General features: G+C 67.8%; 29 protein-coding genes. 11 read left to right on the top strand and 18 right to left on the bottom strand.

What is annotated here, in order from left to right; translation table 11 throughout:
* Positions 1–39: 39 nt before the first annotated feature.
* On the top strand, positions 40–1,608 hold the full coding sequence (locus LRQ07_RS03775) for an SLC13 family permease (RefSeq protein ID WP_256535873.1): 1,569 nt from the start codon (positions 40–42) through the stop codon (positions 1,606–1,608).
* Positions 1,609–1,623: 15 nt separating this feature from the next.
* On the opposite strand, the gene LRQ07_RS03770 is transcribed toward LRQ07_RS03775, so the two are convergent.
* The 6 genes from LRQ07_RS03770 to LRQ07_RS03745 all read right to left on the bottom strand — a co-directional run bounded on the left by LRQ07_RS03770 (position 1,624) and on the right by LRQ07_RS03745 (position 7,134).
* Positions 1,624–2,259, bottom strand: a complete 636-nt coding sequence (locus LRQ07_RS03770) for a response regulator transcription factor (protein ID WP_256535872.1) — start codon at positions 2,257–2,259, stop codon at positions 1,624–1,626.
* 145 nt (positions 2,260–2,404) lie between these two features.
* Positions 2,405–3,379, bottom strand: a complete 975-nt coding sequence (gene ccsB, locus LRQ07_RS03765) for a c-type cytochrome biogenesis protein CcsB (protein ID WP_256535871.1) — start codon at positions 3,377–3,379, stop codon at positions 2,405–2,407.
* 4 nt (positions 3,380–3,383) lie between these two features.
* On the bottom strand, positions 3,384–5,168 hold the full coding sequence (locus LRQ07_RS03760) for a cytochrome c biogenesis protein ResB (RefSeq protein ID WP_256535870.1): 1,785 nt from the start codon (positions 5,166–5,168) through the stop codon (positions 3,384–3,386).
* A 52-nt stretch (positions 5,169–5,220) separates the two neighbouring features.
* Positions 5,221–6,000: a cytochrome c biogenesis CcdA family protein gene (locus LRQ07_RS03755; RefSeq protein ID WP_256535869.1), complete on the bottom strand. Its 780-nt coding sequence runs from the start codon at positions 5,998–6,000 to the stop codon at positions 5,221–5,223.
* A 16-nt stretch (positions 6,001–6,016) separates the two neighbouring features.
* Entirely contained in the window at positions 6,017–6,667 is a 651-nt protein-coding gene (locus LRQ07_RS03750) for a TlpA family protein disulfide reductase (RefSeq protein ID WP_256535868.1), read from the bottom strand.
* Between the two features lie 62 nt (positions 6,668–6,729).
* Positions 6,730–7,134: a MerR family transcriptional regulator gene (locus LRQ07_RS03745; RefSeq protein WP_047520711.1), complete on the bottom strand. Its 405-nt coding sequence runs from the start codon at positions 7,132–7,134 to the stop codon at positions 6,730–6,732.
* Positions 7,135–7,188: 54 nt separating this feature from the next.
* Here LRQ07_RS03745 and LRQ07_RS03740 point away from each other — a divergent pair, with 54 nt between their 5' ends.
* The gene (locus LRQ07_RS03740) at positions 7,189–8,094 is read left to right on the top strand and encodes an NAD(P)/FAD-dependent oxidoreductase (RefSeq protein ID WP_256535866.1); all 906 of its coding nucleotides are present in this window, start codon (positions 7,189–7,191) and stop codon (positions 8,092–8,094) included.
* A 73-nt stretch (positions 8,095–8,167) separates the two neighbouring features.
* Here the strand turns inward: LRQ07_RS03740 and LRQ07_RS03735 are convergent, their stop codons facing one another.
* Positions 8,168–8,797: a histidine phosphatase family protein gene (locus LRQ07_RS03735; RefSeq protein ID WP_256535865.1), complete on the bottom strand. Its 630-nt coding sequence runs from the start codon at positions 8,795–8,797 to the stop codon at positions 8,168–8,170.
* A gap of 1 nt (position 8,798) precedes the next feature.
* Entirely contained in the window at positions 8,799–9,173 is a 375-nt protein-coding gene (locus tag LRQ07_RS03730; RefSeq protein WP_256535864.1) for a DUF5684 domain-containing protein, read from the bottom strand.
* A 143-nt stretch (positions 9,174–9,316) separates the two neighbouring features.
* Here LRQ07_RS03730 and aspS point away from each other — a divergent pair, with 143 nt between their 5' ends.
* A complete protein-coding gene (aspS, locus tag LRQ07_RS03725; protein ID WP_131491768.1) occupies positions 9,317–11,098 on the top strand; it encodes an aspartate--tRNA ligase in 1,782 nt (593 codons plus the stop codon).
* Between the two features lie 76 nt (positions 11,099–11,174).
* On the opposite strand, the gene LRQ07_RS03720 is transcribed toward aspS, so the two are convergent.
* Positions 11,175–12,002 (bottom strand): sulfite exporter TauE/SafE family protein, encoded by an 828-nt coding sequence (locus tag LRQ07_RS03720; protein ID WP_131491767.1) that lies wholly within the window; start codon positions 12,000–12,002, stop codon positions 11,175–11,177.
* A gap of 65 nt (positions 12,003–12,067) precedes the next feature.
* On the opposite strand from LRQ07_RS03720, the gene LRQ07_RS03715 reads away from it, so the two are divergent.
* From LRQ07_RS03715 to LRQ07_RS03690, 6 genes are all read left to right on the top strand, one after another.
* On the top strand, positions 12,068–12,583 hold the full coding sequence (locus LRQ07_RS03715) for a GNAT family N-acetyltransferase (protein ID WP_248539755.1): 516 nt from the start codon (positions 12,068–12,070) through the stop codon (positions 12,581–12,583).
* Positions 12,584–12,717: 134 nt separating this feature from the next.
* Positions 12,718–13,857, top strand: a complete 1,140-nt coding sequence (locus tag LRQ07_RS03710) for an ABC transporter substrate-binding protein (RefSeq protein WP_256535863.1) — start codon at positions 12,718–12,720, stop codon at positions 13,855–13,857.
* Entirely contained in the window at positions 13,854–14,792 is a 939-nt protein-coding gene (locus tag LRQ07_RS03705) for an ABC transporter permease (RefSeq protein WP_256535862.1), read from the top strand. The genes LRQ07_RS03710 and LRQ07_RS03705 overlap by 4 nt, the downstream gene beginning before the upstream one ends.
* Positions 14,789–15,583 carry an ABC transporter permease gene (locus tag LRQ07_RS03700; protein ID WP_256535861.1) on the top strand — a complete coding sequence of 265 codons (795 nt, stop codon included), beginning with the start codon at positions 14,789–14,791 and terminating at the stop codon, positions 15,581–15,583. Before LRQ07_RS03705 ends, LRQ07_RS03700 begins: the two co-directional genes overlap by 4 nt.
* Positions 15,580–16,671, top strand: a complete 1,092-nt coding sequence (locus tag LRQ07_RS03695) for an ABC transporter ATP-binding protein (RefSeq protein WP_256535860.1) — start codon at positions 15,580–15,582, stop codon at positions 16,669–16,671. The genes LRQ07_RS03700 and LRQ07_RS03695 overlap by 4 nt, the downstream gene beginning before the upstream one ends.
* A gap of 88 nt (positions 16,672–16,759) precedes the next feature.
* Positions 16,760–16,939 carry a YegP family protein gene (locus LRQ07_RS03690; protein WP_153243598.1) on the top strand — a complete coding sequence of 60 codons (180 nt, stop codon included), beginning with the start codon at positions 16,760–16,762 and terminating at the stop codon, positions 16,937–16,939.
* A 175-nt stretch (positions 16,940–17,114) separates the two neighbouring features.
* Here LRQ07_RS03690 and LRQ07_RS03685 read toward each other — a convergent pair whose 3' ends face one another.
* The 9 genes from LRQ07_RS03685 to LRQ07_RS03645 form a co-directional block, all read right to left on the bottom strand.
* A complete protein-coding gene (locus LRQ07_RS03685; RefSeq protein WP_047523409.1) occupies positions 17,115–17,870 on the bottom strand; it encodes an amino acid ABC transporter ATP-binding protein in 756 nt (251 codons plus the stop codon).
* On the bottom strand, positions 17,867–18,664 hold the full coding sequence (locus LRQ07_RS03680) for an amino acid ABC transporter permease (protein WP_232762523.1): 798 nt from the start codon (positions 18,662–18,664) through the stop codon (positions 17,867–17,869). The genes LRQ07_RS03685 and LRQ07_RS03680 overlap by 4 nt, the downstream gene beginning before the upstream one ends.
* Positions 18,665–18,698: 34 nt before the next feature.
* On the bottom strand, positions 18,699–19,517 hold the full coding sequence (locus LRQ07_RS03675) for a basic amino acid ABC transporter substrate-binding protein (protein WP_131491759.1): 819 nt from the start codon (positions 19,515–19,517) through the stop codon (positions 18,699–18,701).
* Between the two features lie 174 nt (positions 19,518–19,691).
* Positions 19,692–19,994, bottom strand: coding sequence for a Dabb family protein (locus tag LRQ07_RS03670; RefSeq protein WP_047520573.1), 303 nt, complete (start codon positions 19,992–19,994; stop codon positions 19,692–19,694).
* Positions 19,991–20,287 (bottom strand): glutaredoxin family protein, encoded by a 297-nt coding sequence (locus LRQ07_RS03665; protein ID WP_232762524.1) that lies wholly within the window; start codon positions 20,285–20,287, stop codon positions 19,991–19,993. The genes LRQ07_RS03670 and LRQ07_RS03665 overlap by 4 nt, the downstream gene beginning before the upstream one ends.
* A complete protein-coding gene (locus tag LRQ07_RS03660) occupies positions 20,284–20,586 on the bottom strand; it encodes a rhodanese-like domain-containing protein (RefSeq protein ID WP_047520569.1) in 303 nt (100 codons plus the stop codon). Before LRQ07_RS03660 ends, LRQ07_RS03665 begins: the two co-directional genes overlap by 4 nt.
* A 78-nt stretch (positions 20,587–20,664) precedes the next feature.
* Positions 20,665–20,763 carry a 30S ribosomal protein bS22 gene (locus LRQ07_RS03655; protein WP_003792170.1) on the bottom strand — a complete coding sequence of 33 codons (99 nt, stop codon included), beginning with the start codon at positions 20,761–20,763 and terminating at the stop codon, positions 20,665–20,667.
* A gap of 123 nt (positions 20,764–20,886) precedes the next feature.
* Positions 20,887–21,078 carry a helix-turn-helix domain-containing protein gene (locus LRQ07_RS03650; RefSeq protein WP_047520567.1) on the bottom strand — a complete coding sequence of 64 codons (192 nt, stop codon included), beginning with the start codon at positions 21,076–21,078 and terminating at the stop codon, positions 20,887–20,889.
* 349 nt (positions 21,079–21,427) lie between these two features.
* Positions 21,428–21,844, bottom strand: a complete 417-nt coding sequence (locus LRQ07_RS03645) for an ArsR/SmtB family transcription factor (RefSeq protein ID WP_134353029.1) — start codon at positions 21,842–21,844, stop codon at positions 21,428–21,430.
* A gap of 106 nt (positions 21,845–21,950) precedes the next feature.
* Between LRQ07_RS03645 and LRQ07_RS03640 the strand changes: the two genes are divergently transcribed.
* Positions 21,951–23,381 (top strand): TrkH family potassium uptake protein, encoded by a 1,431-nt coding sequence (locus LRQ07_RS03640; protein WP_232762525.1) that lies wholly within the window; start codon positions 21,951–21,953, stop codon positions 23,379–23,381.
* Positions 23,374–24,045: a potassium channel family protein gene (locus LRQ07_RS03635; RefSeq protein ID WP_047520565.1), complete on the top strand. Its 672-nt coding sequence runs from the start codon at positions 23,374–23,376 to the stop codon at positions 24,043–24,045. Before LRQ07_RS03640 ends, LRQ07_RS03635 begins: the two co-directional genes overlap by 8 nt.
* The last annotated feature ends 40 nt before the right edge of the window (positions 24,046–24,085 follow it).

Below are 24,085 nucleotides of genomic sequence, written 5' to 3'. Positions count from 1 at the left end.
GGGGTCGCCGCGATGCGAGCGTCGCCCTATCGTGGGGCCGTGGACCCGATCATCGCGACGTTCGTCATCCTGCTCTGCGCAGTGATCGCGTTCGTCTCGAATCGCATCCCGCTCGGCGTCGTGGCCGTCGGGGTCTCGGTCGCCCTCTACCTGACCGGGGTGCTCGATCTGACCTCCGCCCTTGCCGGGTTCGGTGATCCGACCGTGCTCTTCATCGCCTCCCTGTTCGTGGTGAGCGAGGCTCTGGAGTCGACGGGCATCATCGCCTGGGCCGGACAGGAGGTCGTGGCCCGCTCCGGAACCGGCCGCGCGCGCCTGCTCCTCACGATCGGGCTGCTGGCCGCCGCGATGACCGCGGTCATCAGCGTGAACGGGTCGGTGGCCGCGCTCCTGCCCCTCGTCGTGGTCGTCGCGGCGCGCGCCGGGATCCGCCCGTCTCAGATGCTGATGCCGCTCGCGTTCTCCGCGCACGCCGGCTCGATGCTCGCTCTCACCGGTACACCGGTCAACATCATCGTGTCCGAGGTCGCCGCCGACAGCGGTGCCCGCCCGTTCGGGTTCTTCGAGTTCGCCCTCGCCGGGCTTCCGCTTCTGGTGGGGACGCTGGCCATCATCCTGCTGCTCGGCAACCGGCTGCTGCCCGAGCGCACCCCGGCCTCGGCGCCGATCGACCTCGAACGCCTCGCGTCGACGCTGCGATCCGACTACGCGATCTCCCACGACCGGGCCTTGGTGTCGGCGTCGCGAGGGGTCGCCGAGGTCGTGGTGCCGCCGCGATCCTCGTTGATCGGCCTGCATGTCTTCCCCGGCATGTGCACGCCGTCAGGCGATCTCGTCGTGCTCGGAGTGCGCCGAGGGCAGGAGGCACTCGACGAGTCGGGCACCGACCTGCAGGCGGGAGATGCGCTGCTCCTCGACGGGTCCTGGGACGACCTGCACCGACACACCTCGAAGCGCGACGAGGTACTGGTCGTCGATGCGCCGCTCACCCTGCGCCGCTCGGTCCCGCTCGGAGTCGGTGCCAAGCGTACGGCCGTGATCCTGCTCGCGATGATCGTCCTGCTCGCGACCGGCATCGTGCCCGCCGCGATTGCGGGGCTCCTCGCAGCCGGTGCCCTGATCCTGACGAGGGTGGTGTCGATCACCCGGGCGTACCGGGCGATCTCCTGGACGACGGTCATCCTGGTCGCCGGCATGATCCCGCTCTCGACCGCGTTCCAGGAGACCGGTGCCGCGCAGCTCATCGCCGACGGCCTGCGCTCGTTCCTGGGCACGGCCGGCCCGCACGCCGCCGTCGCCGTGATCGTGCTCATCACGCTGGTGCTCGGACAGCTCATCAGCAACACCGCGACCGTGCTCATCGTGGCCCCGGTGGCGGTCGCTCTCGCCGCCGCGATGGAGGCGTCGGTGCTGCCGTTCCTGATGGCCCTCACGATCGCGGGTGCGGCCTCGTTCCTCACCCCGGTCGCGACGCCGGCGAACCTGATGGTGATGGAACCCGGCGGCTACCGCTTCGGGGACTACGCGCGCTTCGGCTGGCCCCTCATGATCCTGTTCTTCGCCGTCGCTGTCTTCTACGTCCCGCTGATCTGGCCGTTCGCGGTCTGACCGCCTCACGCAGGATCAGCTGGGCTGCAGGACCAGTCCGTCCTCCACCGCGCGCCGGAACAGGTCGACCTTCGTCGGCGCCGCCCGATCGACCGCGGTGTACTTCGCTCGGATCCGACGGATGTGATCGAGCACGGTCTCCCGCGACAGGAACAGGGTCTGGGCGACCCGCTCGGCGGTCTGGCCGGACGCGTACAGCGACAGCACCTCGGACTCGCGGGGGCTGAGATGCGCAGCGACGAACCGGCGGTCCGCATCGAGCGCGGCCGCCCATTCGGTCGTCGCCACGACCTGCCCCTGAGCAGCGCGTCGCACCGACGCGGTGATGGCCTCGAGCGAGTCCGACTTCGCGATCATCCCCGAGGCACCCGCGCGCACCGCCTCGCGGAGCCGTTGCGACTCGTCCCCCGAGGTGTACGCGAGGATGCTCGCCGCGAGGCACTGGAGCTTCCGGATGTTCTCCGCCGGAGTCGAACCGTCGGAGAGGGCGAGGTCGAGCAGGACCACATCGAGTCTCCGTGCATGGCGCGCGACCTCGTTCGCGGTCGCACCGCTGGCTGCGACCCGGATGCCGCCGCTGCGGTTGAGGATGGTCACGATCCCGAACAGCATCGCGGGATGATCTTCAACGATTCCGACGAGGACGGGCATGTGTGACTCCTGCCGTGGGCGCGCACCCTTGCGATGAGCATACAACTGCGCATCGGCGCACCGGAGGGCAAATACTCCGGACGCACGAGACCCGTCCGCGCGGATGCTGCCGCGGACGGGTCTCGGTGTCGTTACGAGAGTCGGGTCAGCTCAGACCGGAGTACGCGTGCAGGCCCTTGAAGAACACGTTCACGATCGTGAAGTTGAAGATCACGGCGGAGAAGCCCACGATCGCCAGCCACGCCGACGGATTGCCTCGCCAGCCGCGGGTCGCACGGGCATGGATGTAGCCGGCGTAGAGGACCCAGATCACGAAGGTCCAGGTTTCCTTCACGTCGAAGCCCCAGAAACGGCTCCAGGCGTAGTACGCCCAGATCGAACCGGCGATGAGGGTGAACGTCCAGAGGATGAAGCCGATGATCGTGAACATGTACGCCAGGCTCTCCAGGCGTACCGCGTTGGGGAAGGTCCGGAGGAAGCCGGGACCGGTCTTCGTGGCGCCTTCGCCGACGAGCCTCTCGCGACGCGACTGCATGAGCTGGATCACCGAGAGCGCGAACGCGAGGGCGAAGAAGGCCGTCGCGAGGGAGGCCACGAACACGTGGATGACGAGCCACACGCTCTTCAGCGGGTCCATCAACGGAGAGACATCGACGTAGAAGTTCGTCGCTCCCAGGCCGAGCAGCACGACGACGAGGCCTGTGATGAAAGTGCCGAGGAACCGCAGGTCGATGCGGGTGAGCACCACGAGGTACACCGCGATGATGAGCAACGTGCCCATCATCGCGAATTCGTACAGGTTCGCCCACGGCACGCGCCCCGCCGCGATGCCGCGGGTGACGGTGGCGGCGAGCTGGAAGAGGAATCCGAGCACCGTCAGCGAGGTGCCGATCCGCGCCATCACGAATCGCTGCGGGGCGGCGACCGCACCGGAGGCCTCGCCGGATGCCGGGACGCTCGCCCCAGAGGCTCCGACGAGCACCTGCTCGCGGACGGTGAGCGCGTCGGCCGTCGCCTGCGAGCGCCGCGCGAGATCGAAGGCGTAGGCCACGAAGGCCGCCGCGTAGATCGCGATCGCCGTCCAGAGCAGGACCGGCGAGATCACGTTGAGCTCGAGCATGGTGTCAGTCTACTTTCCGGGTTTCGGGCGCCGGGGTCTCCGGCTCGGCGGACTCGTCCGCGGTGTCATCGATCGGGGAGCGCGCCGTGGTTCCTCCGGCCGCGTCGAGCAGTCGGGTGTGCCCTGCGACGAGGTCGTCCACGGCGGCAGCGAGAGTCGGGTCCTCGCCACGGGCGAGTGCGGCGTACTCCAGAGCGATCTCGCCGTCGCGTGCGGTGGCCTTGACCCAGACGCGTCGACGGGGCACGAACAGGGCGATCATGAGACCGCCGAGGGCGAGCAGCGCGAAGCCGAGGACCCAGACGCCGGACTCGTCACGGTGGATCTGCAGCGAGGCGAAGCGCTTCACCGACTGCGAGGCGTCCGTCGCACCCGCGGGAGAGTCGTCCTCGAAGGTGACCGAACCGAGGCCGTTCGGCAGCTGCGCGGTCTGTCCGGGGGTGAGTTCGATCGACTCGACATCCGTGGTGCGGCCGGTGAGCTTGGTCATCCCTGTGGTGTCGAGCACGTAGACCGAGCGCGGCACGCCCTCGTTGATGCCCAAGTCGCCGGTGTACACATCGAGCGTCAGCGTCGGGTTGGTGAGGTCGCCGTACGCGGAGAAGAACGCACCGGTGTCGAGCACGCCCGTCGTCGGATAGAAGAACCCGACCAGGCCGACCTGCTCGGCGAGTCCGTCCGGCACCTTGAGAACTCCGAGGGAGGTCATGCTGGTGTCCTGCGGGAGGAAGGGCGTGCTGCCCGTGAAGACGACCTTGCCCTCGGGATCACGCACGGTCACGGTCGGCGCGTAGCCGTTGCCGAGCAGGAACACGTCGTCGTCGGCGACCGCGAGCGGCTCGTTCACCTTGACCGCGCCGGTGCGCTCCTCACCGTTCTCCTGCACGGTCACGTTCGCCGAGAAGTCGCCCGCCTGCCCGGAACCCGGCTCGCCGAACGGCTGATACGTCACGTCGAACGAGTCGAGGCGCATCGAGTACGGAGCGAACGCATCGTCGCCCACGAACCGACCGCGGTTCATCGAGTCGTAGTCGAGGAGCGTGTTCGCGAAAGTCTCGCCCTCGACGAGCACGCGCTGACCTGTGTACGAGAACCCGCCGCCGATGCCGACCGTGACGAGCACGCCCACGAGCGCGAGGTGGAACAGGAGGTTGCCGGTCTCGCGCCAGTATCCGCGCTCCGCGGAGACCGAGAACGTGCGGCCCCGGTCGTAGCGTTCGACCCGGTAGCCGAGTGCCTTGAGCTGTTTCGTCGCGACATCTATCGATGCGGCGGCCTCGGCGTCGGCATCACCGGTCTTCGTCCCGGAGTCCGCAGAGGGGTCTCGCGTCACCGCACGATAGTCCTCGAGGCGCTGCAGCCGTGCCGGAGTGCGCGGCGGACGTGCGCGCAGCGCCTTCGCATGGTGCTTGATGCGCGGGATCACACAGCCGACGAGCGAAGCGAACAGCAGCAGGTAGATCGCCGAGAACCACGGCGACAGGTACACGTCGAACATCTTGAGTCCGTCGAGCACCGGGAACAGGTCGGGGTTCTCGCGCTCCCACTGCGTGACGCCGTTCGGGTCGGCCATCCGCTGCGGGAAGATCGAACCGGGGATCGCCGCGATCGCGAGCACGAGCAGCAGGATGAGAGCCGTGCGCATCGAGGTCAGCTGTCGCCACCCCCACCGCAGCCAACCCACGAACCCGAGCCGCGGCTGGGTGATCGTGTCGTCGCCGTCGACGTGGTCGGACGGGCGGAGCGGGTCGCTGGAGTCGCTGTTCACGGCACCCTTGTTCTCGGTCATGGTGTTCTCTGTGCGGGGGTTCTTCTCGGGGCTGGTGGATTTCGCGGCGCGATCAGAGCGGGAGGATGACACTGCCGATCACCGCCATCAGCCGGGACATGATCTCGGTCCACAGGCCCGTGGCCATCAGGACGCCGAGGACGATCAGCATCACTCCGCCGATGACGTTCACCGTGCGGATGTGACGACGGAGGAAGCCGACTGCCTTCGTCGCCCACCCGAACCCGAGCGCGACGAGGAGGAACGGGATGCCGAGTCCGAGCGAGTAGGCGAGGCCCAGGAAGCCCGCACGCACCGGATCTCCGGCATTGAAGGAGAGGGCGATGATGGCGGCGAGCGTCGGCCCCATGCACGGTGCCCAGCCGATGCCGAGGGCGATACCGAGCAGCGGGGCTCCGACGATGCCGGCCCGCGAGTCGACGTGGAAGCGGAACTCCTTCTGCGCGAACCCGAACAGGCCCAGGAACACCAATCCCATCCCGATGATGACCACGCCCAGGATGCGGGTGATCAGGTCACCCCACTGCAGGAGGAAGACACCGACCGTTCCACCGAGCACCGTGTAGGCGATGAAGACGATCGTGAAGCCGAGGATAAACAGCAGCACGCCCATCACGAGACGACCGCGGGTCGCCGTCGCCTGAGTCGTCGTCTGTGCCCCCGCACCGGCGACCGTGGAAGACCGGGGCGCGACCGCACCGCCCAGGAACCCGAGGTAACCGGGGACCAGCGGGAGGACGCACGGGGACAGGAACGAGACGAGTCCCGCGAGCATCGCGACCGGAATCGCGAGCCAGAGGGCTCCGGAGCCGATGATCGCGTCGGGGTTCACAACGCTCCCGAGGTGCTCACGAGTCCTCCGCGAGCGCGTCCTTGACCAGCGTGGAGAGGATCGACGGGCCGTCGATCGGACCGATGATCTTGGCGGCGACACGACCCTGCTTGTCGAGGACGAGTGTGGTGGGTGTGGCCGCGATCGGCACGACCTTGGCGAACGCCAACTTGGCCTCAGCGGTGTCGACGTCGATCAGACTCGGGTAGGTGATGTCGTACTCTTCGGCGAACGCGACGGCGGTGTCGGCCTGATCGCGGGTGTTGATGCCCACGAAAGACACATCCTCGTCGGCGAACTTCTGCCACACGGCCTCCAGGTCGGCGGCTTCGAGGCGGCACGGCGCGCAGCCGGCGTACCAGAAGTTGACCACCGTGACATGTCCGGCGACGTCGGCGCTGTCGAACTTCTCACCGGTCTCGGTGACACCGCCGAACGTCACGGGTTCGCCACGGTCGGCGGCGGGGATCTCCACGATCGCGCCGTCGGCCGCGACGTATCCGGTGTTCTCGCCGTTCAGGAACGATTCACTCACCGGATCGGGAGCGCACGCGCTCAGACCGATGGCGAGCACCGCAGCGAGCGCGGCACCGACCGCACGACGCGAGCGCCGGGTGCGGGAGGAGCGGCCGCTGCGGATCGGACGGACCGTCGAATCGCTTGGCACGACTCCGAGTTTACGCAGAGCTTCCTATGCGCGAGATGGAAACGGAGGCCTTCGACGAAGCCTCAGAACCGCGCCAGGACGTCGTCCACACCGGCTCGGAAACGAGGGCACGTGGCGATGTCGTGCGCGCGACACCCCATCGCGTGCTCGGTCATCTCCCGCGATCGGCGCATCTCCTCCATGCGCCGGTCGATGTCGTCCAGGTGCTGCTGCAGCACCTGGTGCCTTCCGGCGCTCCCGTCGTCGAGCAGCACCGCGATCTGCTCGAGGCTCATCCCCGCGGCCTTGCTGCGCTGGATCACGGCGATCCGCACGACCTCGTCCTCGCCATATCGTCGCCGCCCGGCGGAGTCGCGGGGAGGGGTGAGCAGCCCGACCGACTCCCAGTGCCGCAACACATTCGTCGGTAGATCGAACCGGGTGGCGACGTCGCCCACGGACCAGGGATGCTCGGCGCTTGACTTCATGTTGACATGAAGTCACAGACTGTGCGGGAAAGCAACCTCCACGGAAGGATTCCCATGTACGACGCCATCGTGATCGGCGCAGGCCCGGCAGGGCTGCAAGCCGCCCTGACCCTCGGTCGGATGCACCGCTCGGCACTGCTGCTGGACTCGGGCGAGTACCGCAACGGCACCGTGCTGCACATGCACAACATGATCGGTGCAGACGGCACTCCCCCTGCCGAGTTCCGAGCGAAGGCCCGAGACGAGCTCTCGGCCTACGCCGACGTGGAGATCCGCGAGGGTGCCGCCACCGGGATCTCCGGATCCGAGGATGCGTTCACCGTGACGCTCGCCGACGGATCGACCGTCGAGGGGCGACGGGTCATCCTGGCCACCGGCGTCGCCGACGATCTGCCCGTCGTCCCCGGGTTGCAGGACCTGTGGGGCACCCTCGCGTTCAGCTGCCCCTTCTGCGACGGTCACGAGCATGCGGGCAGGTCGATCGGCATCGTGGGTGCCGCCCCTCGCGCCGGCCATCTGATCGGGCTGCTCGGGCGCATCGTCGAGGACATCACGGTGTTCCCGATCGCCGAGGCGTTCACGGACGAGGAACGGACCTCCCTCGAGGCGGAGGGAGTGCGGATCAGCGCTGCTCCGGTGGCATCCGTCGAGAGGCACGACGACGGGGTACGGATCATCGCCGGTTCCGAGGAGTCCGTCGTGGCCGGCGTCTTCGTGGCGTCCGGCACGATGCGGCAGCGGGCACCCTTCGCCGCAGATCTCGGCGTGCGGATGCTCGAGTCCGGTGCGATCGAGATCGATGAATTCGGCCGCACCTCGCTCCCCGGGGTCTTCGCCGCGGGCGACCTCGCGCACCGTGCCTCGCTCCCCGGCCCGATGGCGTCGGTCCTGCTGGCGGCCGGCGCCGGTCAGCTCGCAGCCGTCGGCATCATCCAGTCACTCCTGGCTGCCGAGCACTGACCTCGGCTTTCGAATCGCGCAACTGGCCGCATCCGTCGCCGAAAGGGAGCCGGTTGCGCGATTCGAACGGGGGTCAGACGGCTCCGACATCCACGACGCCGCCGGTCGCGGCCGGCTCGGCGTAGGCGACTTCGCGCCAGACATCACCGACGCGTTCGAATGAGGTGACGCTCGACAGGGCGCAGCGTCGGGTGCGCGGGTCATGACGCAGGGGCAGACCCGCGACGCGGAGGTGCGTGATCCAGATCGGCGCCTGATGGGACACCATCACGACGTCTCCGTCGGCCGCCTCATCCCAGGCCTCGTCCATGACGCCGAGCATCCGCTCCGCGATGGAGGAATACGGTTCGCCCCAGCTCGGCAGCGCGGGTTGGCGCAGGTGCCACCAGTTCAGCGGGTTCATGAGGGAACGACGCATCTGCGTGCCCTCGAAGACGTTGGTCGGCTCGATGAGGCGGATGTCGATCTCCGGCACGAGATCGAAGCCCTCGGCGAACGGCTCAGCGGACTCCTGCGCACGCTCCAATGGTGAGGAGTACAGCGCGGAGACCGGCCGACCCGACTCCGCGACGTGCTCGGCAGCGGCCGCCGCCATCCCCCGGCCCGCCGTGCTCAGGTGGTAGTCGGGCAGCCGCCCGTAGAGCACGCGGGCCGGATTGTGCACCTCGCCGTGTCGGACGAGGTGCAACCGGGACGCCGTCATGTCACGCCTTGCTGTAGCGCGAATCCCCGAAGCCGAGGATCAGGTACCCGATGTACGGGAAGAGGAAAAGCAGGAAGAACGAGAAGGCCCCGCCCTTGCCGAAGCGTGCGCCGAGCTTGAACGCCACGATGATCGCGAGGACCAGGTTCGCGATCGGGATCAGGTAGAGCAGCGCGAACCACCCGGACATGCCGGCGATCTTCACCAGGAAGATGAGGTTCACGATCGGGATGATCGCGAGGATCCCGGGGTATCCGGCCTTCGTGAACACCTTCCAGAGTCCGACGGCGACGAGGATGTAGAAGACGAGCGCGATCAGCCCCGTGGTGCCGGAGAAGATCGATGCGTAGAGATCGGAGATGCCGTTGGTGTCCACGGTGCTCCCTTTCTGTGTAAGAGCTGTGTCCTGGCGATCCTACTGATCCGGCGGCTCCGGCGCCGCTGACGGGGCCGGAGACGTGTTGACCACCCCCGTAGAATGGGCGCGTTCCCCATTTCCCAGATCAGAAGGAATACTCCGTGCTTCGCACCCACTCGGCAGGCTCTCTGCGAGCCGAGCACATCGGTCAGACCGTCACCCTCACGGGTTGGGTCGATCGCCGTCGTGACCACGGAGGAGTCGCTTTCATCGATCTGCGGGATGCCTCGGGCATTGCCCAGGTCGTCATCCGCGACGAGGAGATCGCGCACCCGCTGCGCAACGAGTTCGTCCTGAAGGTCACCGGGGAGGTGTCGCTGCGCCCCGAGGGCAACGCGAACCCGAACCTGCCGACCGGGGAGATCGAGCTCATCGCGACCGATGTCGAGGTGCTCAACGAGTCCGCTGCGCTGCCCTTCCAGGTGTCGACGGCGCTCGCCGACACCGAGACGGTCGGAGAAGAGGCGCGCCTCAAGTACCGCTACCTCGACCTGCGTCGTCCCGGACAGGCCGCCAACCTGCGCCTGCGTTCCGACGTCTACAAGGCGATCCGCGATGTGCTGCACGCCGAGGACTTCACCGAGGTCGAGACGCCGACCCTCACGCGTTCGACGCCCGAAGGTGCCCGCGACTTCCTGGTGCCCGCGCGACTGAGCCCCGGCAGCTGGTACGCCCTGCCGCAGTCGCCGCAGCTGTTCAAGCAGCTGCTGATGGTCGGCGGTGTCGAGAAGTACTTCCAGATCGCACGCTGCTACCGCGACGAGGACTTCCGCGCCGACCGCCAGCCCGAGTTCACGCAGCTCGACATCGAGATGAGCTTCGTCGACCAGGAAGACGTCATCGCCCTGATGGAGTCGCTCATCGTCGCGATGTGGGCGACGATCGGCGTCGAGGTCGCGACCCCGCTGCCGCGCATGACGTACGCCGATGCCATGGCGAAGTACGGTTCCGACAAGCCCGACCTGCGCTTCGGCCTCGAACTCGTCGACGCGACCGAGTACTTCGCGGACACCCCGTTCCGCGTCTTCCAGGCCGAGTACGTCGGCGCCGTGCGGATGCCCGGCGGCGCGAGCCAGCCGCGCAAGCAGCTCGACGCGTGGCAGGACTGGGCGAAGCAGCGTGGAGCCCGTGGTCTCGCGTACGTGCTGTTCAACGAGGACGGGACGCTCGGCGGCCCCGCGGCGAAGAACCTGTCCGAGTCGGAACAGGCCGGACTCGCAGAGCTCGTGGGTGCGGAGACCGGCGACTGCGTGTTCTTCGCCGCCGGTTCCACCAAGGAGAGCCGCGCCCTGCTCGGTGCCGCACGCGTCGAGATCGGTCGTCGCCTCGGCTACCTGAGCCCGGACGAGTTCGCCTTCACCTGGGTCGTCGACGCCCCGATGTTCGAGCCCGCCGCAGATGCCGTGGCCTCGGGCGACGTCGCTGTGGGCGCCGGGGCATGGACCGCCGTGCACCACGCGTTCACGGGCCCGAAGCCGGAGTTCGAGGACACCTTCGACACCGACCCCGGTTCTGCTCTCGCCTACGCCTACGACATCGTGTGCAACGGATCCGAGCTCGGCGGCGGGTCGATCCGCATCCACCGCGAAGACGTGCAGAAGCGCGTGTTCGAGGTCATGGGCATCAGCGACGAGCAGGCTGACGAGCAGTTCGGCTTCCTGCTCGACGCGTTCAAGTTCGGCGCCCCGCCGCACGGCGGAATCGCGCTCGGCATGGACCGCGTGCTGCAGCACCTCACCAAGACCGAGTCGATCCGCGAAGTCATCGCGTTCCCGAAGTCCGGCAACGGCTTCGACCCGCTGACCGCCGCACCGGCACCGATCACCGCGGCGCAGCGCGCCGAGGCCGGCGTCGACTTCGAGCCGGAGGACGACGAGGCCTGACCCCGCCGTTACCGCGACGCGCGCCCGGGTCGCACGAGATCTTCGGATTCGTGCGACCCGGGCGCTTTTTCGTTGCTCAGCCGAGGAGCGCGAGCGCGGGCACGATGTTCTCGTTCCACACGTCGACGCCGAGCTTCGCGATCAGGGCGACCACGACCGCCAGGAACACCACGCGGATGAAGGTCGTGCCGCGGGAGATGGCCATGCGCGAGCCCAGGTAGCTGCCCGCGACGTTCGCCACGGCGAGGATGCCGCCCAGCAACCACAGCACCGCGCCGTGCGGGATGAACAGCATCAGGGCACCCGCGTTCGTGGCCAGGTTCACGATCTTCGCCTTGGCGCTCGCCTGCAGGAAGTCGTAGCCCAGCAGCGCGACGAGAGTGATCACGAGGAAGGTACCGGTGCCGGGACCGATCATCCCGTCGTAGAAGCCGATCCCGAGGCCGGCGGCACCCGCCATGATGTGATGCTTGTGCCCGTGGAAACGCAGTTGGGTCGCCGCGCCCATCTGGGGACGGAATGCGGTGAACAGCGCCACCACGAGCAGGGCGATCACGATGATGGGCTTGAACGCGGCGGGCGGAAGCACGGTCGCCACGGCCGCGCCACCGAACGAGCCGACGAAGGCGATCGCCGCCATGGGCAGGGCCGTGCGTATGTCGGGCTTCGCGCGGCGGTAGTAGGTGACGCTACTGGTCGCGGTGCCGAAGACCGAGGCGAGCTTGTTCGTGGCGAGGGCCTGCACGGGGGAGATGCCGGGGATCAGCAGGAGCGCGGGGAGCTGCAGCAGACCTCCCCCACCGACGACCGCGTCGATCCAGCCGGCGCAGAAAGCGGCGATGACGACGAGCAGCAGTATGCCCCACGTGAGTTGCTCCAGTCCGAGCACAGCGCCGATATCCACCTGGCCATGATTCCAGAGAGTCGGCGGTGCTCCGGCATCCGGCCGGGCGCTGGCAGACTGGTGGCATGCTCGATGCCCTCCCGCTGCCGCACTCGTTCGATTCGCGCAGGGGCACCGCGCTCCTGCGCCGGGCGACCGTGGACGACACGGATGCCGTGATCGCTCTCCTCGCCGACGATCCGATCAGCGCCGCGCGCGGCGACGTGGCTTCCGACGAGGACCGTCCCGCGTACACACGGGGGCTCGTCGAGATCCTGACCGAGCCGTCGAACGACCTCCTCGTGGTCGAGCTGGACGGCGACGTCGTCGGCACGCTGCAGCTCACCTCGATCCCGGGGATGGCGCGTCGGGGCGCGCGGCGACTGCTCGTCGAGGCAGTGCGCGTGCGGAGCAGTCTGCGCTCGTCGGGCATCGGCTCCACCGTGATGCGCTGGGTGGGAGAGGTCGCTGCCCCCGCCGTGGGCGCGACGATGGTGCAGCTCACCTCCGATGCCGCCCGTACCGACGCGCACCGCTTCTACGAGCGACTGGGCTACGTCGGCTCGCACCGCGGCTTCAAGTACAGCGTCCCGCAGGTCTGAGGCCCGCGGCCCTGTTCGGCCACCCTCTCGCCACCGACCGTTCACCCGCACCGCGACGGTCGGCAACCTGCGCCTCATAGTGTCCTCTCGCAACCCGAACCCGGCTCACAGCGCCGGACACCGAGAGGACACTCATGGCCCGCATCACCCGCCGCGCGCGCATCGGCGCCGGCATCGCCCTGGCCACCACGGCCGCACTCGCACTCACCGCCTGCTCCGGCGCAGCGGACGCGACCGGTGGTGGCAGCTCCGATGTCGACGCCGCCATCGCGACCTCGGTCACCGACTTCGGCACCTTCGCCGACCTCGAAGCCGCAGCCAAGGCCGAGGGCTCCCTCAACGTCATCGCCCTTCCGCGCGACTGGGCGAACTACGGCGAGATCCTCGATCTGTTCGCCGAGAAGTATCCGGAGATCACGATCAATGAGACCTCGCCCGACGTCTCCAGCGCGGAGGAGATCCAGGCCGCGGAGACCAACAAGGGTCTCGACACCGCCCCGGACGTGTTCGACCTCGGCCTGACCGTCGCGCTCCAGAACACCGACACGTTCGCGCCGTACAAGGTTCAGACCTGGAACGACATCCCCGAGGAGCTGAAGGAGCCCAGCGGCCTCTTCGTCGGCGACTACGGCGGGTACATGTCGATCGGCTACGACTCGTCGAAGTTCGATGCGCCCGCCGAGCTCTCCGACCTGCTCTCGTCCGACTACAAGGGTGCTGTGGCGATCAACGGCGACCCGACGCAGGCCGGTGCCGCCTTCGCCGCCGTGGGCCTGGCGACCGTGCAGTCCGACGGCACGCTCGACGACTTCCAGCCGGGCATCGACTTCTTCTCCGAGCTTCAGCAGGCGGGCAACCTGCTCAAGGTCGACGTCACTACCGCGACCATCGTGAGCGGCGAGACCCCGGTCGTGTTCGACTGGGACTACCTGAACGCCTCGCACTCGGCCGACAACGAGGACTGGAAGGTCGTCGTCCTCGACGGCACAGGCTACGCCGGCTACTACAACCAGGCCATCAACGTCGACGCCCCGCACCCCGCTGCAGCCCGTCTGTGGCAGGAGTTCCTCTACAGCGACGAGGTCCAGAACCTGTGGCTGAAGGGCGGCGCCCGTCCGGTGCGCATGGAGGCCATGACCGACGCGGGCACGATCGACACCGACCTCGCTGCTGCGCTCCCCGAGGCCCCGGAGACGACCGTGGTCCCGACCGAAGAGCAGTCCACGAACGCCGGCACGCTTCTCGGCGAGAAGTGGGCCGCGGCGGTCCAGTGACGACCCTCACCGCAACGGGGGCGGATGCCACGGCATCCGCCCCCGCTCCCACCGCCGGGTTCTCGCCCCACGCGAGGGCCCGGCGGTCCGCTCCGTCCTTCGCCTGGCTCGGGCTCGTCCCCTTCGCCGCCTACGTCGTGCTGTTCCTGGCCGTTCCCACCGTGCTCGCGGTCGGTTCCGGCTTCTTCACGAAGGACGGCGCGTTCACCTGGTCGAACATCGCGGCCCTCGCCGACCCCGTCGTGTTGAACACGTTCGCGAACTCCGCCGGACTCTCGCTCCTCACCGCCCTGGTCGGCGCCGTCGTCGGTGCGCTCGTCTGCTACGCGCTGCTCGGCATGGATCCCGAGAGCCGCAGCCGTTCCGCCGTGGATGCCGCGGCCGGAGTACTCGCCCAGTTCGGTGGCGTCATGCTGGCCTTCGCCTTCATCGCGACCATCGGCATCCAGGGCGTCGTCACTGTCTTCCTGAGGGACTCGCTCGGCATCGACATCTTCGCGAACGGCACCTGGCTCTACGAGCTGCCTGGTCTGATCCTCCCCTACTTCTTCTTCCAGATCCCCTTGATGGTCATCACCTTCATGCCCGCCCTCGCTGCCCTCAAGCCACAGTGGGCGGAGGCGAACCTCACCCTCGGCGGCACCCGTGCGAGCTTCTGGATGCGCGTCGGCATCCCCGTGCTCGCCCCCTCGTTCCTCGCCAGCCTGCTGCTGCTGTTCGCGAACGCGTTCTCGTCCTATGCCACGGCCGCCGCCCTCGCGAGCCAGGGGGCGCAGATCGTGCCGCTCCAGATCCGTACCGCTCTCACGAGCGAGACCGTGCTCGGGCGGGAGAACCTCGCCGGCGCCCTCGCGCTCGGCATGATCGTGGTCGTCGGCATCGTGATGGGCCTGTACTCCTTCGTGCAGCGACGCGCGGCGAGGTGGCAGTCGTGAACCGGCTCGGTCCGTCCCGCCCCACCCGCTGGGTCATCGGCATCGTCGTCGGTGTGTTCTTCGCCGTCCCGCTGGTCTCGACGTTCCTCTTCACGCTGCGCGATCCCGAGGGCGGTCTGTCGTTCGCTCGCTGGATCGCGCTGTTCGATCCCGCGGCCGCCGCCACCCTCAAGCCGATCTGGACGGGACTCGGCAACTCACTGATCCTCGCCGTCGTCACCGTGGCCATCGTGCTGCTCCTGCTGGCGCCGACCATGATCCTGGTGAACCTGCGCTTCCCGAGACTCCGGCCGGCGTTCGAGTTCGCGGTGCTCCTCCCGATCTCGATTCCCGCGATCGTGCTCGTCGTCGGTCTCGCGCCGATCTACCTGCAGATCGGACGCACGCTCGGCACCGGCACGTGGACGCTGGCCTTCGCATACGGCATCACCGTGCTGCCGTTCGCCTTCCGCTCGATCCAGGCTTCGATCGATGCCGCCGACCTGCGCACACTCGCCGAGGCCGCACGCTCGCTCGGAGCGAGTTGGCCGGTCGTCGTGCTCAAGGTGCTCGCTCCGAACCTCCGCCAGGGGCTCCTGGCGGCTTCGCTGATCTCGATCGCCGTGGTGCTCGGCGAGTTCACGATCGCCTCCCTCCTCAACCGCCAGGTGTTCCAGACCGCGATGGTCGTGGTGAACAAACAGGATCCGTACGCGCCGGCCATCTTCACCCTGCTCGCGCTGGCGTTCGTGTTCCTCCTGCTCCTCCTGATCGGCCGTGTCGCCCGCGGCCCACGAAAGGCCCGCTCATGACCGTCGACCATGCCCTGCCCCGCACCAAGGACAACCTGCTGCTCGCCCGTGCCGGGGAGGGCACGCGCGTCGAGCTCCAGGGGATCGTGAAGAGCTACGCCGGCACGCGGGTCCTGCACGGTGTGGACCTCGACATCGCACCCGGGGAGTTCGTCTCCCTGCTCGGTCCCTCGGGGTGCGGCAAGACGACGCTGCTCCGAGTGCTCGCAGGCCTCGAAGGAGCCGACGCCGGCGCCGTGCTGCTCGGCGGTGGGGACGTGTCGCGCATACCGACGAACAAGCGCGACATCGGCATGGTCTTCCAGTCGTACTCGCTCTTCCCCCACCTGCGGGTCGCCGACAACACGGCCTTCGGACTGCGACGGCGGGGCATCGGCAGGGTGGAGGCGGAGAAGCGCTCACTCGACGCGCTCGCGCTGGTCGGTTTGCGTGACTTGGCCGACAGGTTCCCACATCAGCTCTCGGGCGGTCAGCAGCAACGGGTGGCCCTCGCGCGAGCGCTGGTGACCGAGCCCAAGGTGCTGCTGCTCGATGAGCCGCTCTCCGCGCTCGATGCGAAGGTGCGGGTGCAGCTGCGCGACGAGATCCGCCGCATCCAGTTGCGTCTCGGGATCACGACCGTCTTCGTCACGCACGACCAGGAGGAGGCGCTCGCCGTCTCCGACCGGATCGCGGTGATGAACGCCGGACGGATCGAACAGATCGGTTCGCCGGAGCAGCTCTACACACTGCCCTCCACGGCAGGAGTCGCGGCGTTCGTGGGACTTTCGAGCGTCGTCTCGGGCGTGGCGGAGGGCGACCATGTCCTGGTGTGGGGACAGCGCCTCCCCCTACAGTCGCCGGCGGATGGCCCGGTCGATGTCTATCTTCGGCCGGAGAACGTGTACTTCGCGTCGGAGGCCGACTCGTCGACCGACGCCCTGGTCGAGGAGAGCACCTTCCTGGGAAGCATGCGCCGTACCCTGGTCCGCACCGAGTCGGGCGAGCTCGTGCGTGTGCAGCACGCCCCCGGGATCCATCCTTCGTTCGGCGACCGCGTGCGCATCGCGGTCGCTCCCGAACCCGTCGCCGTGCACCCGCGCGGCTGACCACGCGCTCTTCCCCGGATCTGCGTCGACCGCTAGCGTGAGGCGCGAGGGGGCGGGGTGCCCTCATCCGAGAGAGAAAGGACTCCTCATGGCAGGCAAGTTCGAGCTGTACACCGACAAGTCCGGCGAGCACCGCTTCCGCCTCAAGGCCGGCAACGGCGAGGTCATCGCGATCAGCGAGGGCTACTCATCGAAGTCCGCTGCCCTGAACGGCATCGAGTCCGTCCGGCGGAACGCCCCCGACGCCGAGGTCGTCGAAGTCGACTGATCTCGCGTCCGACTGAGCTCGCGGTCAGCTGAGCTCGCGTCCGACTGAGCTCGACGCCCCCGTTCAGCGTCGAGACCCCCGGTGGCAGACGTCTGTCACCGGGGGTGCCGACGCGCAGACGGGGTCTCGACGCGCAGACGGGGTGCCCACGCGCGGACGCGGACGGGGTGCCGAGTCAGAGCACGCGCGAGAGGAAGTCCTTCGTGCGCGGGTGCTGCGGGTTGCTGAGAACCTCGCGCGGGTCGCCCTCTTCGACGATGTGTCCACCGTCCATGAAGATGAGGCGTGACCCGACCTCGCGCGCGAAGCCCATCTCGTGCGTGACGACGAGCATCGTCATCCCCTCGTCCGCCAGCGAGCGCATGACCTGCAGCACCTCGCCGACCAGTTCGGGGTCCAGCGCCGACGTCGGCTCGTCGAAGAGCATCATGTCGGGGTTCATGCACAGTGCACGCGCGATCGCCACGCGCTGCTGCTGTCCTCCCGACAGGTGTCCTGGGAAGGCATCCGCTTTCTCGGAGAGCCCCACGCGCTCGAGCATCGCGTGTGCGACCTGCTCGGCCTCCTTCTTGGAGCGCTTCTTCACCCGCTGCTGAGCGATGGTGAGGTTGCCGAGCACATCGAGGTGCGGGAACAGGTTGAAGCTCTGGAACACCATGCCGATCCGCGTGCGCACCCGGTCGATGTCGACGTCGGGATCGGTGATGTCGATCCCCTCGATCAGCACCTTGCCGTCGGTCGGTTCCTCGAGCAGGTTCACCGAGCGCAGCAGCGTCGACTTCCCCGAGCCCGAGGGCCCGATCACGCAGACCACCTCGCCCTTGGTGACGGTGAGGTCGATGCCCTTGAGCACCTCGTTGTCGCCGAAGGATTTCACGAGCCCCTGCACGTCGATCGCGGGGGCATGGACATCGATCAGGTCGGTGATCATCGCTGCCTCGCCATCCGTCGTTCCAGCCACGCACTGAAGCGCGTGAGCGGGATCGTCACGATCAGGTACAGGATCGCCGCCATGATCAGCGGCGTTCCGTTCGCGTTCTGCGTGCTCGCGTCGCGGGCGAAGTTCGTGAGCTCCTTCGACCAGATGAAGGATCCTGCCACGAACAGGAGCGAGGTGTCCTTCAACAGCAGGACGAACTCGTTGGTCAGCGGCGGGATGATGATCCGGAAACCCTGGGGCACGACGATCCAGAAGGTCGTCTTCATCGGCGACATGCCCAGCGAACGCGCCGCCTCCGTCTGCCCCTTCGGAACCGCCTGGATACCGGCGCGGATCGTCTCGGCCATGTAGGCCGAAGCGACCAGGATCAGACCGATGAGTCCGAGGACCACCGGTCCGCCGAGCTTCGTCGCCGGTACGCCGAGTCCGATGGGGAGGATGAACGCGATCGCGAAGATCGTGAGGATCGCGGGAAGTCCGCGGAACAACTCGATCCAGCACGTCGCGATCCAGCGGAACGGACCGATTGCGGACAACTTCATCAACGCCAGCACGACGCCGAGCAGCAGACCGCCGATGAAGGCCACCGCGGTGAACCACAGGGTGTTCACGAGTGCCGTGGTGATGATGCCCGGGAGCATCTTCACCGCGACCTCGGGGTTGAAGTAGAGGTTCGCGATCCGAGCCCAGTCGGTGCTGACGATCACCCAGACGGCGATCGCGATCAGCACCGCATAGACGGTGTACCGGTACAGCTTGCTTTTCGTGGTGCGCCTCAACGCCATCGTCAAGGTCCTCTCGACCGACTCGCCTGCAGACTCAGTTGGCCGTGAAGTACTGGTCGTAGATCTTCTGGTACTCGCCGCTGTCGCGGAGGTCCGCCAGTGCTCCGTTCACCGCGTCGAGCAGCGCGTCCTTCTCGCCCTTCGCGAAAGCGAAGCCGTACGACTCGTCGGTCTCGTAGGTCTCGACGATCTTGTAGTTCGAGTCAGCCTTCTCGTGCTCGAGGTTCACCGGCTGGTCCTGCAGGATGGCCTCGATCTGTCCGGCCTGCATGGCCGGCCACAGCTCACCGTCGGACGGATACTGCACGAGCTCTGCCTCAGGCGCGTTCTCGCCCGCATAGGCTTCGCCGGTCGTCCCCTGCTGCACGCCGACGTTCTTGCCGGCGAGGTCGTCGATGGACTCGATGCCCGAATCCGTGCGCACCAGGAGCGACTGCAGCGAGTCGTAGTAGGGGTCGGAGAAGTCGATGTTGGCCTTGCGCTCGTCGGTGATCGTCATGGCGGATGCCCCGACGTCGCACTGCCCGGCAGCGAGGGTGGTCCCGGACTGGAGCGCGTCGAAGCCCACGTCCTGTACAGAGAGCTCCAGGTCGAGCTGCGCGGCGATCGCGCCGAGCAGGTCGATGTCGAAGCCGGAATAGCCGGTCTCCGAGTTCGGGTCCTCGAACTCGAACGGCGGGTAAGGGATGTCCGAGCAGACGGTGAGCGTACCCGCTTCGATCAAGCCGTAGTCGTCACCCGCAGCCGGCTCACCACCGCTGCCCGCGTCGGAGGATCCCGTCGCGCAGCCGGCGAGCGCGAGGGTGGCGGTCGCCGCGAGGGCGAGACCGGCGATGAGGTTACGACGAGGCATGTCGGCTCCTGTGAGTCGAGGGCGAATGTGACGCCCGGTGACGGGTAGGAGAACATCTAAACATGCGGTCGGTCGCGTGACCAATGGCATCGGCGTCGCCGCGTATCACGTTTGTGTTGCGAGACCGCCGGGAAGACGGACGAAATCGAGTTCCTCGCAACCCGCGACGGAGTGTCAGACCTCGAAGTCGACGGCGACGCGCGATGCCACGACCGAGCGGATGTACGTGACGACCTCTTCGTGCGCGGGATGCACCTGGTACTCCTCGATCGCCTCCACCGAGTCGAAGTCCGCGACCAGCGTCACGTCCCAGTTCGCCTCCGGGTACGCCATGTTGGCTCCGGCGGAGATCGAGAGGAGCTGCGGCACCACACCGTCGAGGGCGTTCAGGCGGCGCGCGGCTTCCTTTGCCTGCTCGGCACGCACGGTGGCGTCTTCGGCGGCGAGCTTCCAAGTCACGACATGGCGGATGGTCACAGGGCTTCCTTCGACTCGGACTTCACATCGCTGCGGACGGCTGTCTCCAGCGCTTCCCGCAGACGGTCCGGCGTCACGCGCCAGTGCGCATGCAACTCGCCGTCGATCAACAGGACCGGGATCTTCTCCCACCACAGCTCGTACAGGGCGGGGTCGTCGTTGATCGACGCCTCGACGATCTCGATCTGCTCCGCCGCCGCGTCCGGCAGTTCGGCGACGACGGCGTCGATCACCTCAGAAGCCACCTCGCACAGATGGCAGTCGGGCTTGCGGATCAGGGTCAGCGTGGTCACGCCGACGGCACCTCGACGGCACGTCCCTGCGAGATCCATTCACCGGTGCCACCCTCGACGTTCGTCGCGTCGTACCCGCGGGACTCCAGCGCCTCGACGACCCGCGCCGAACGGCCGCCGGCCTGGCAGATCACGTCGAACGCCTCCGACGGCAACTCCTCGAGCCGGTTGCCGATCTCGGACATCGGGATGTTGACCGCACCGGGCACGTGGCCTGCGGCGAACTCGTCCACCTCCCGGACATCGATGAGCGGGACACCGGAGCGCTCGGCGAGTTCGGTGACGGTGATCGACTTCATGACATCCTCTCGGCGGTGCAGATCTGTGGGCAGAGACACAAAGCGCCCGTCCGAAGACAGGCGCTCGTGTCTGGTCGCTTACTTCTTGTTGCGACGCTGGTGGCGAGTCTTACGAAGCAGCTTGCGGTGCTTCTTCTTCGCCATGCGCTTGCGGCGCTTCTTGATGACAGAACCCACGGAAACCTCACTAAGTCAGGGGCTGGGTGTCCCCGAAATCGGACACCCGGGTACGGGCACGGAAAAATGCCTCGGATCAGTCTAGCAAACCCGACGGCGTGCGCCGTGCGGCCTCGTGTCGACTCACCCGACGTCGGCGATGGGGCGCTGCAGCGCGTCGGCCACGGCCGACTCCGGTACGCGGTAGCTCCGGCCGAAGCGGACGGCTGGCAGTTCCCCGGCGTGCACCAGCCGATACACGGTCATCTTGGACACGCGCATGATTTCGGCGACCTCGGCCACCGTGAGGAATCGGACGTCTGGAACCTCGGGCATCCCACGTACCCCTTTCTCGATGTGCACACTCTATGGGGTAGCTGGGACACCTGTAAACCCGTGTGACTCATGTGATCAGTGGGGCATCGGCGGGATCCACCGCCAGGAACTCGCGCGGGCCCCCGACCTCCGCTCCTGCCGTCCAGCCGAGACATAGGCGTCGCTCGCCTTTCGCTCAGCCGCGACTGCCACTGTCAGTGCAGGACTCGCGCCGGCACCGCGCCGAGTCCTCGCGGATCTGGGGATCCGCGGATCGCCCCTGACGACATGCCCCCCGGCCGTCAGGGGCGAGGCGTTTCCGGGCGCGCCCCACGAGCGGCCACACCGGGACGCGAACCGTCGACGGGGTTCAGCCGCCGAACCGCTTGAGCGCCGAGGTGACGGCGTGCTTGGCGGATGCCGCGGCGCGCCCGACGACCTCCGCGGCATGTGCCGCACTGTCGGGAAGCGGGCCACCGGGGTAGTCGATGTCCGGGGCCGCGTCGCCGTACGCGTCGACCAGGAACGGGACGAGCCAGTCATCGACGACTTCGAGCGGTTCGACCGCGAGGCTGTAGAACCGGCGCTGTCCGTCTTCGCGCACGGACACCAGCTCGGCATCGCGAAGAACCTTGAGGTGCTTCGAGACGGTGGGCTGGCTGATGCCCAGATCGGCGACGATCTGGCTGACACTCGTGCCGGTCTCCCCTTCGGACATGTGCCGCAGCAGGAGCTGGAGGATGTCGCGCCTCGTACCGTCTGCGATCACGTCGAAGATGTCCGTCATGTGATCAGGGTAGTCGGCTCCGGCACGGAGTACCATGACGGAGGCTCGGCTGACCGGCGCCGTGCGACCGTGGGGCGCGTCCGAGAGAGAAGATGAGGGGGCAGCGATGTCGGGCATCGTTTCGGCGTCGTCCCCGGGACAGGGTCTGTCGGGAATCGCCGGCCGTGCGAGGCAGATCCTCACCTCCTCACCCTCCCGTTTCGCGATCGTCGTCTTCGCGCTCCTGATCCTCGTGTTCACGGTTCTCCTGTCGCTACCGATCGCGTCCGCCAGCGGCACCGTCACCCCGCTGAGCGACGCCCTCTTCACGGCCATGTCGACGATCTGCGTCACCGGCCTGTCGACCGTGGACATGGCGAACCACTGGTCGCCGTTCGGGCACGTCGTCGTCTTCCTCGGCGTGAACATCGGCGGTATCGGCGTCCTCACCCTCGCGTCCCTCATGGGGATGCTCATCTCGAAGCGCTTGGGGCTGCGGGCCAAACTGCTGGCGGCAGGCGACACGAACCCTCTGCGCGCGCACGGGGGCGTGGTGAACGAGAGCCAGACCGTGCGCCTGGGCGAGGTCGGCCAGCTGCTCACGACCGTCGCGGTATCGGCCCTCATCATCGAGGCCACGCTCGCCGTTCTGCTCTACCCCGCCCTCGTGATGGCGGAGGTCAACCCCATCGCGGCGCTCTGGGAGGCCCCGTACTTCGCGGCCATGGCCTTCACCAACACCGGCTTCGCCCCGAACGACGGCGGTGTGGCCGTGTTCGGCGACGACTACCTCGTGCTCTCTCTCCTCATGGTGGGCGTGTTCCTCGGCAGCATCGGCTTCCCCGTCATCTACTCGCTCGCCAAGCACGTCTGGCACGTCAAGCGCTGGTCGCTGCACACGAAACTCACCCTCGTCACCACGGTGCTCCTGTTCATCCTGGGTGCGGCCGTCTTCGTCGTCCTGGAGTTCGACAACCCGAAGACGTTCGGGTCGATGGATGCCGCCGACACGACGTTCCAGGCCTTCTTCCTCTCGGCGATGACCCGATCCGGCGGCTTCAATGTGATCGAGATGGACGATCTGAACGGCTCCTCCCTGCTCGCGGCCAGCATGCTGATGTTCGTCGGGGGCGGCTCGGCATCGACGGCGGGCGGCATCAAGGTCACCACCCTGGCCGTCCTCGCGATCGCCGTGTGGTCGGAGGCGAAGGGGCGTCAGTCCGTCGAGGCCTTCGGGCGGCGCATCCCGAGCGACGTGCAACGTGTGGCCCTCAGCGTCGTCGCGTGGGGGGCGACCATCGTCGCGCTGTCGACCATCGTGATCGCCCAGCTCACCAAGGAGGAGATCAGCCACGTCCTGTTCGATGTGATCTCGGCCTTCGGCACCGTCGGGCTGTCGACGGGGCTCACCGCGGATCTGCCCGATTCAGCCTCCTACGTCATGGCCGCGACCATCTTCATGGGGCGCGTTGGTACAGTGACTCTCGCCGCGGCGGTCGCCGCGACATCGCGAACGCAGTACTACTCACTGCCCGTGGAAAGGCCGATCGTTGGTTGAAGTCCTCCGGGGCGACGCTCCCGTCCTCGTCATCGGTCTCGGCCGCTTCGGCGCCGCCTGCGCCGGAGAGCTCGACCGTCTCGACCGCGAGGTGCTCGCGATCGACGACAACCTCGAACTCGTGCAGAAGTGGTCCGACCGCGTCACGCACACTGTGCAGGCCGACGCGAAGAACATCGATGCGCTCCGCCAGATCGGTGCGCAGGACTTCCAGGTCGCCGTCGTCGCCGTCGGCTCCTCGATCGAGGCGTCCGTGCTGATCACGGCCAACCTCGTCGACCTCAAGGTGCCGCAGATCTGGGCCAAGGCCGTGTCCCAGTCCCACGGCAAGATCCTGGCCCGTGTCGGCGCGAACCACGTCATCTACCCGGAGCGCGAGGCCGGCGAGCGCGTGGCGCACCTGGTGAGCGGACGGATGCTCGACTTCATCCGCTTCGATGACGACTTCGTGCTCGCCAAGATGTACCCGCCGAAGTTCATCCGCGGCGTCGGCCTGAACGAGTCGGGCGTCCGCTCGAAGTACAAGGTCACCGTCGTCGGGGTGAAGAGCCCCGGCAAGCCGTTCCGCTACGCCGAGGCGAACACGATCGTCACCAACCACGACCTCATCATCGTGTCGGGCACCAACAGCGACATCGAGCGTTTCGCTGCACTCGACCGCTGACGACGGGACCCACCCCGGTTCCACGACTCCCCCTCAGGGC

The sequence above is a fragment of the Microbacterium sp. J1-1 genome (assembly GCF_024498615.1).
Lineage (GTDB): Bacteria > Actinomycetota > Actinomycetes > Actinomycetales > Microbacteriaceae > Microbacterium > Microbacterium aurugineum.
The sequence above is the reverse complement of the archived record's forward strand: the minus strand, read 5'-3'. Positions and strand labels throughout refer to the sequence as shown.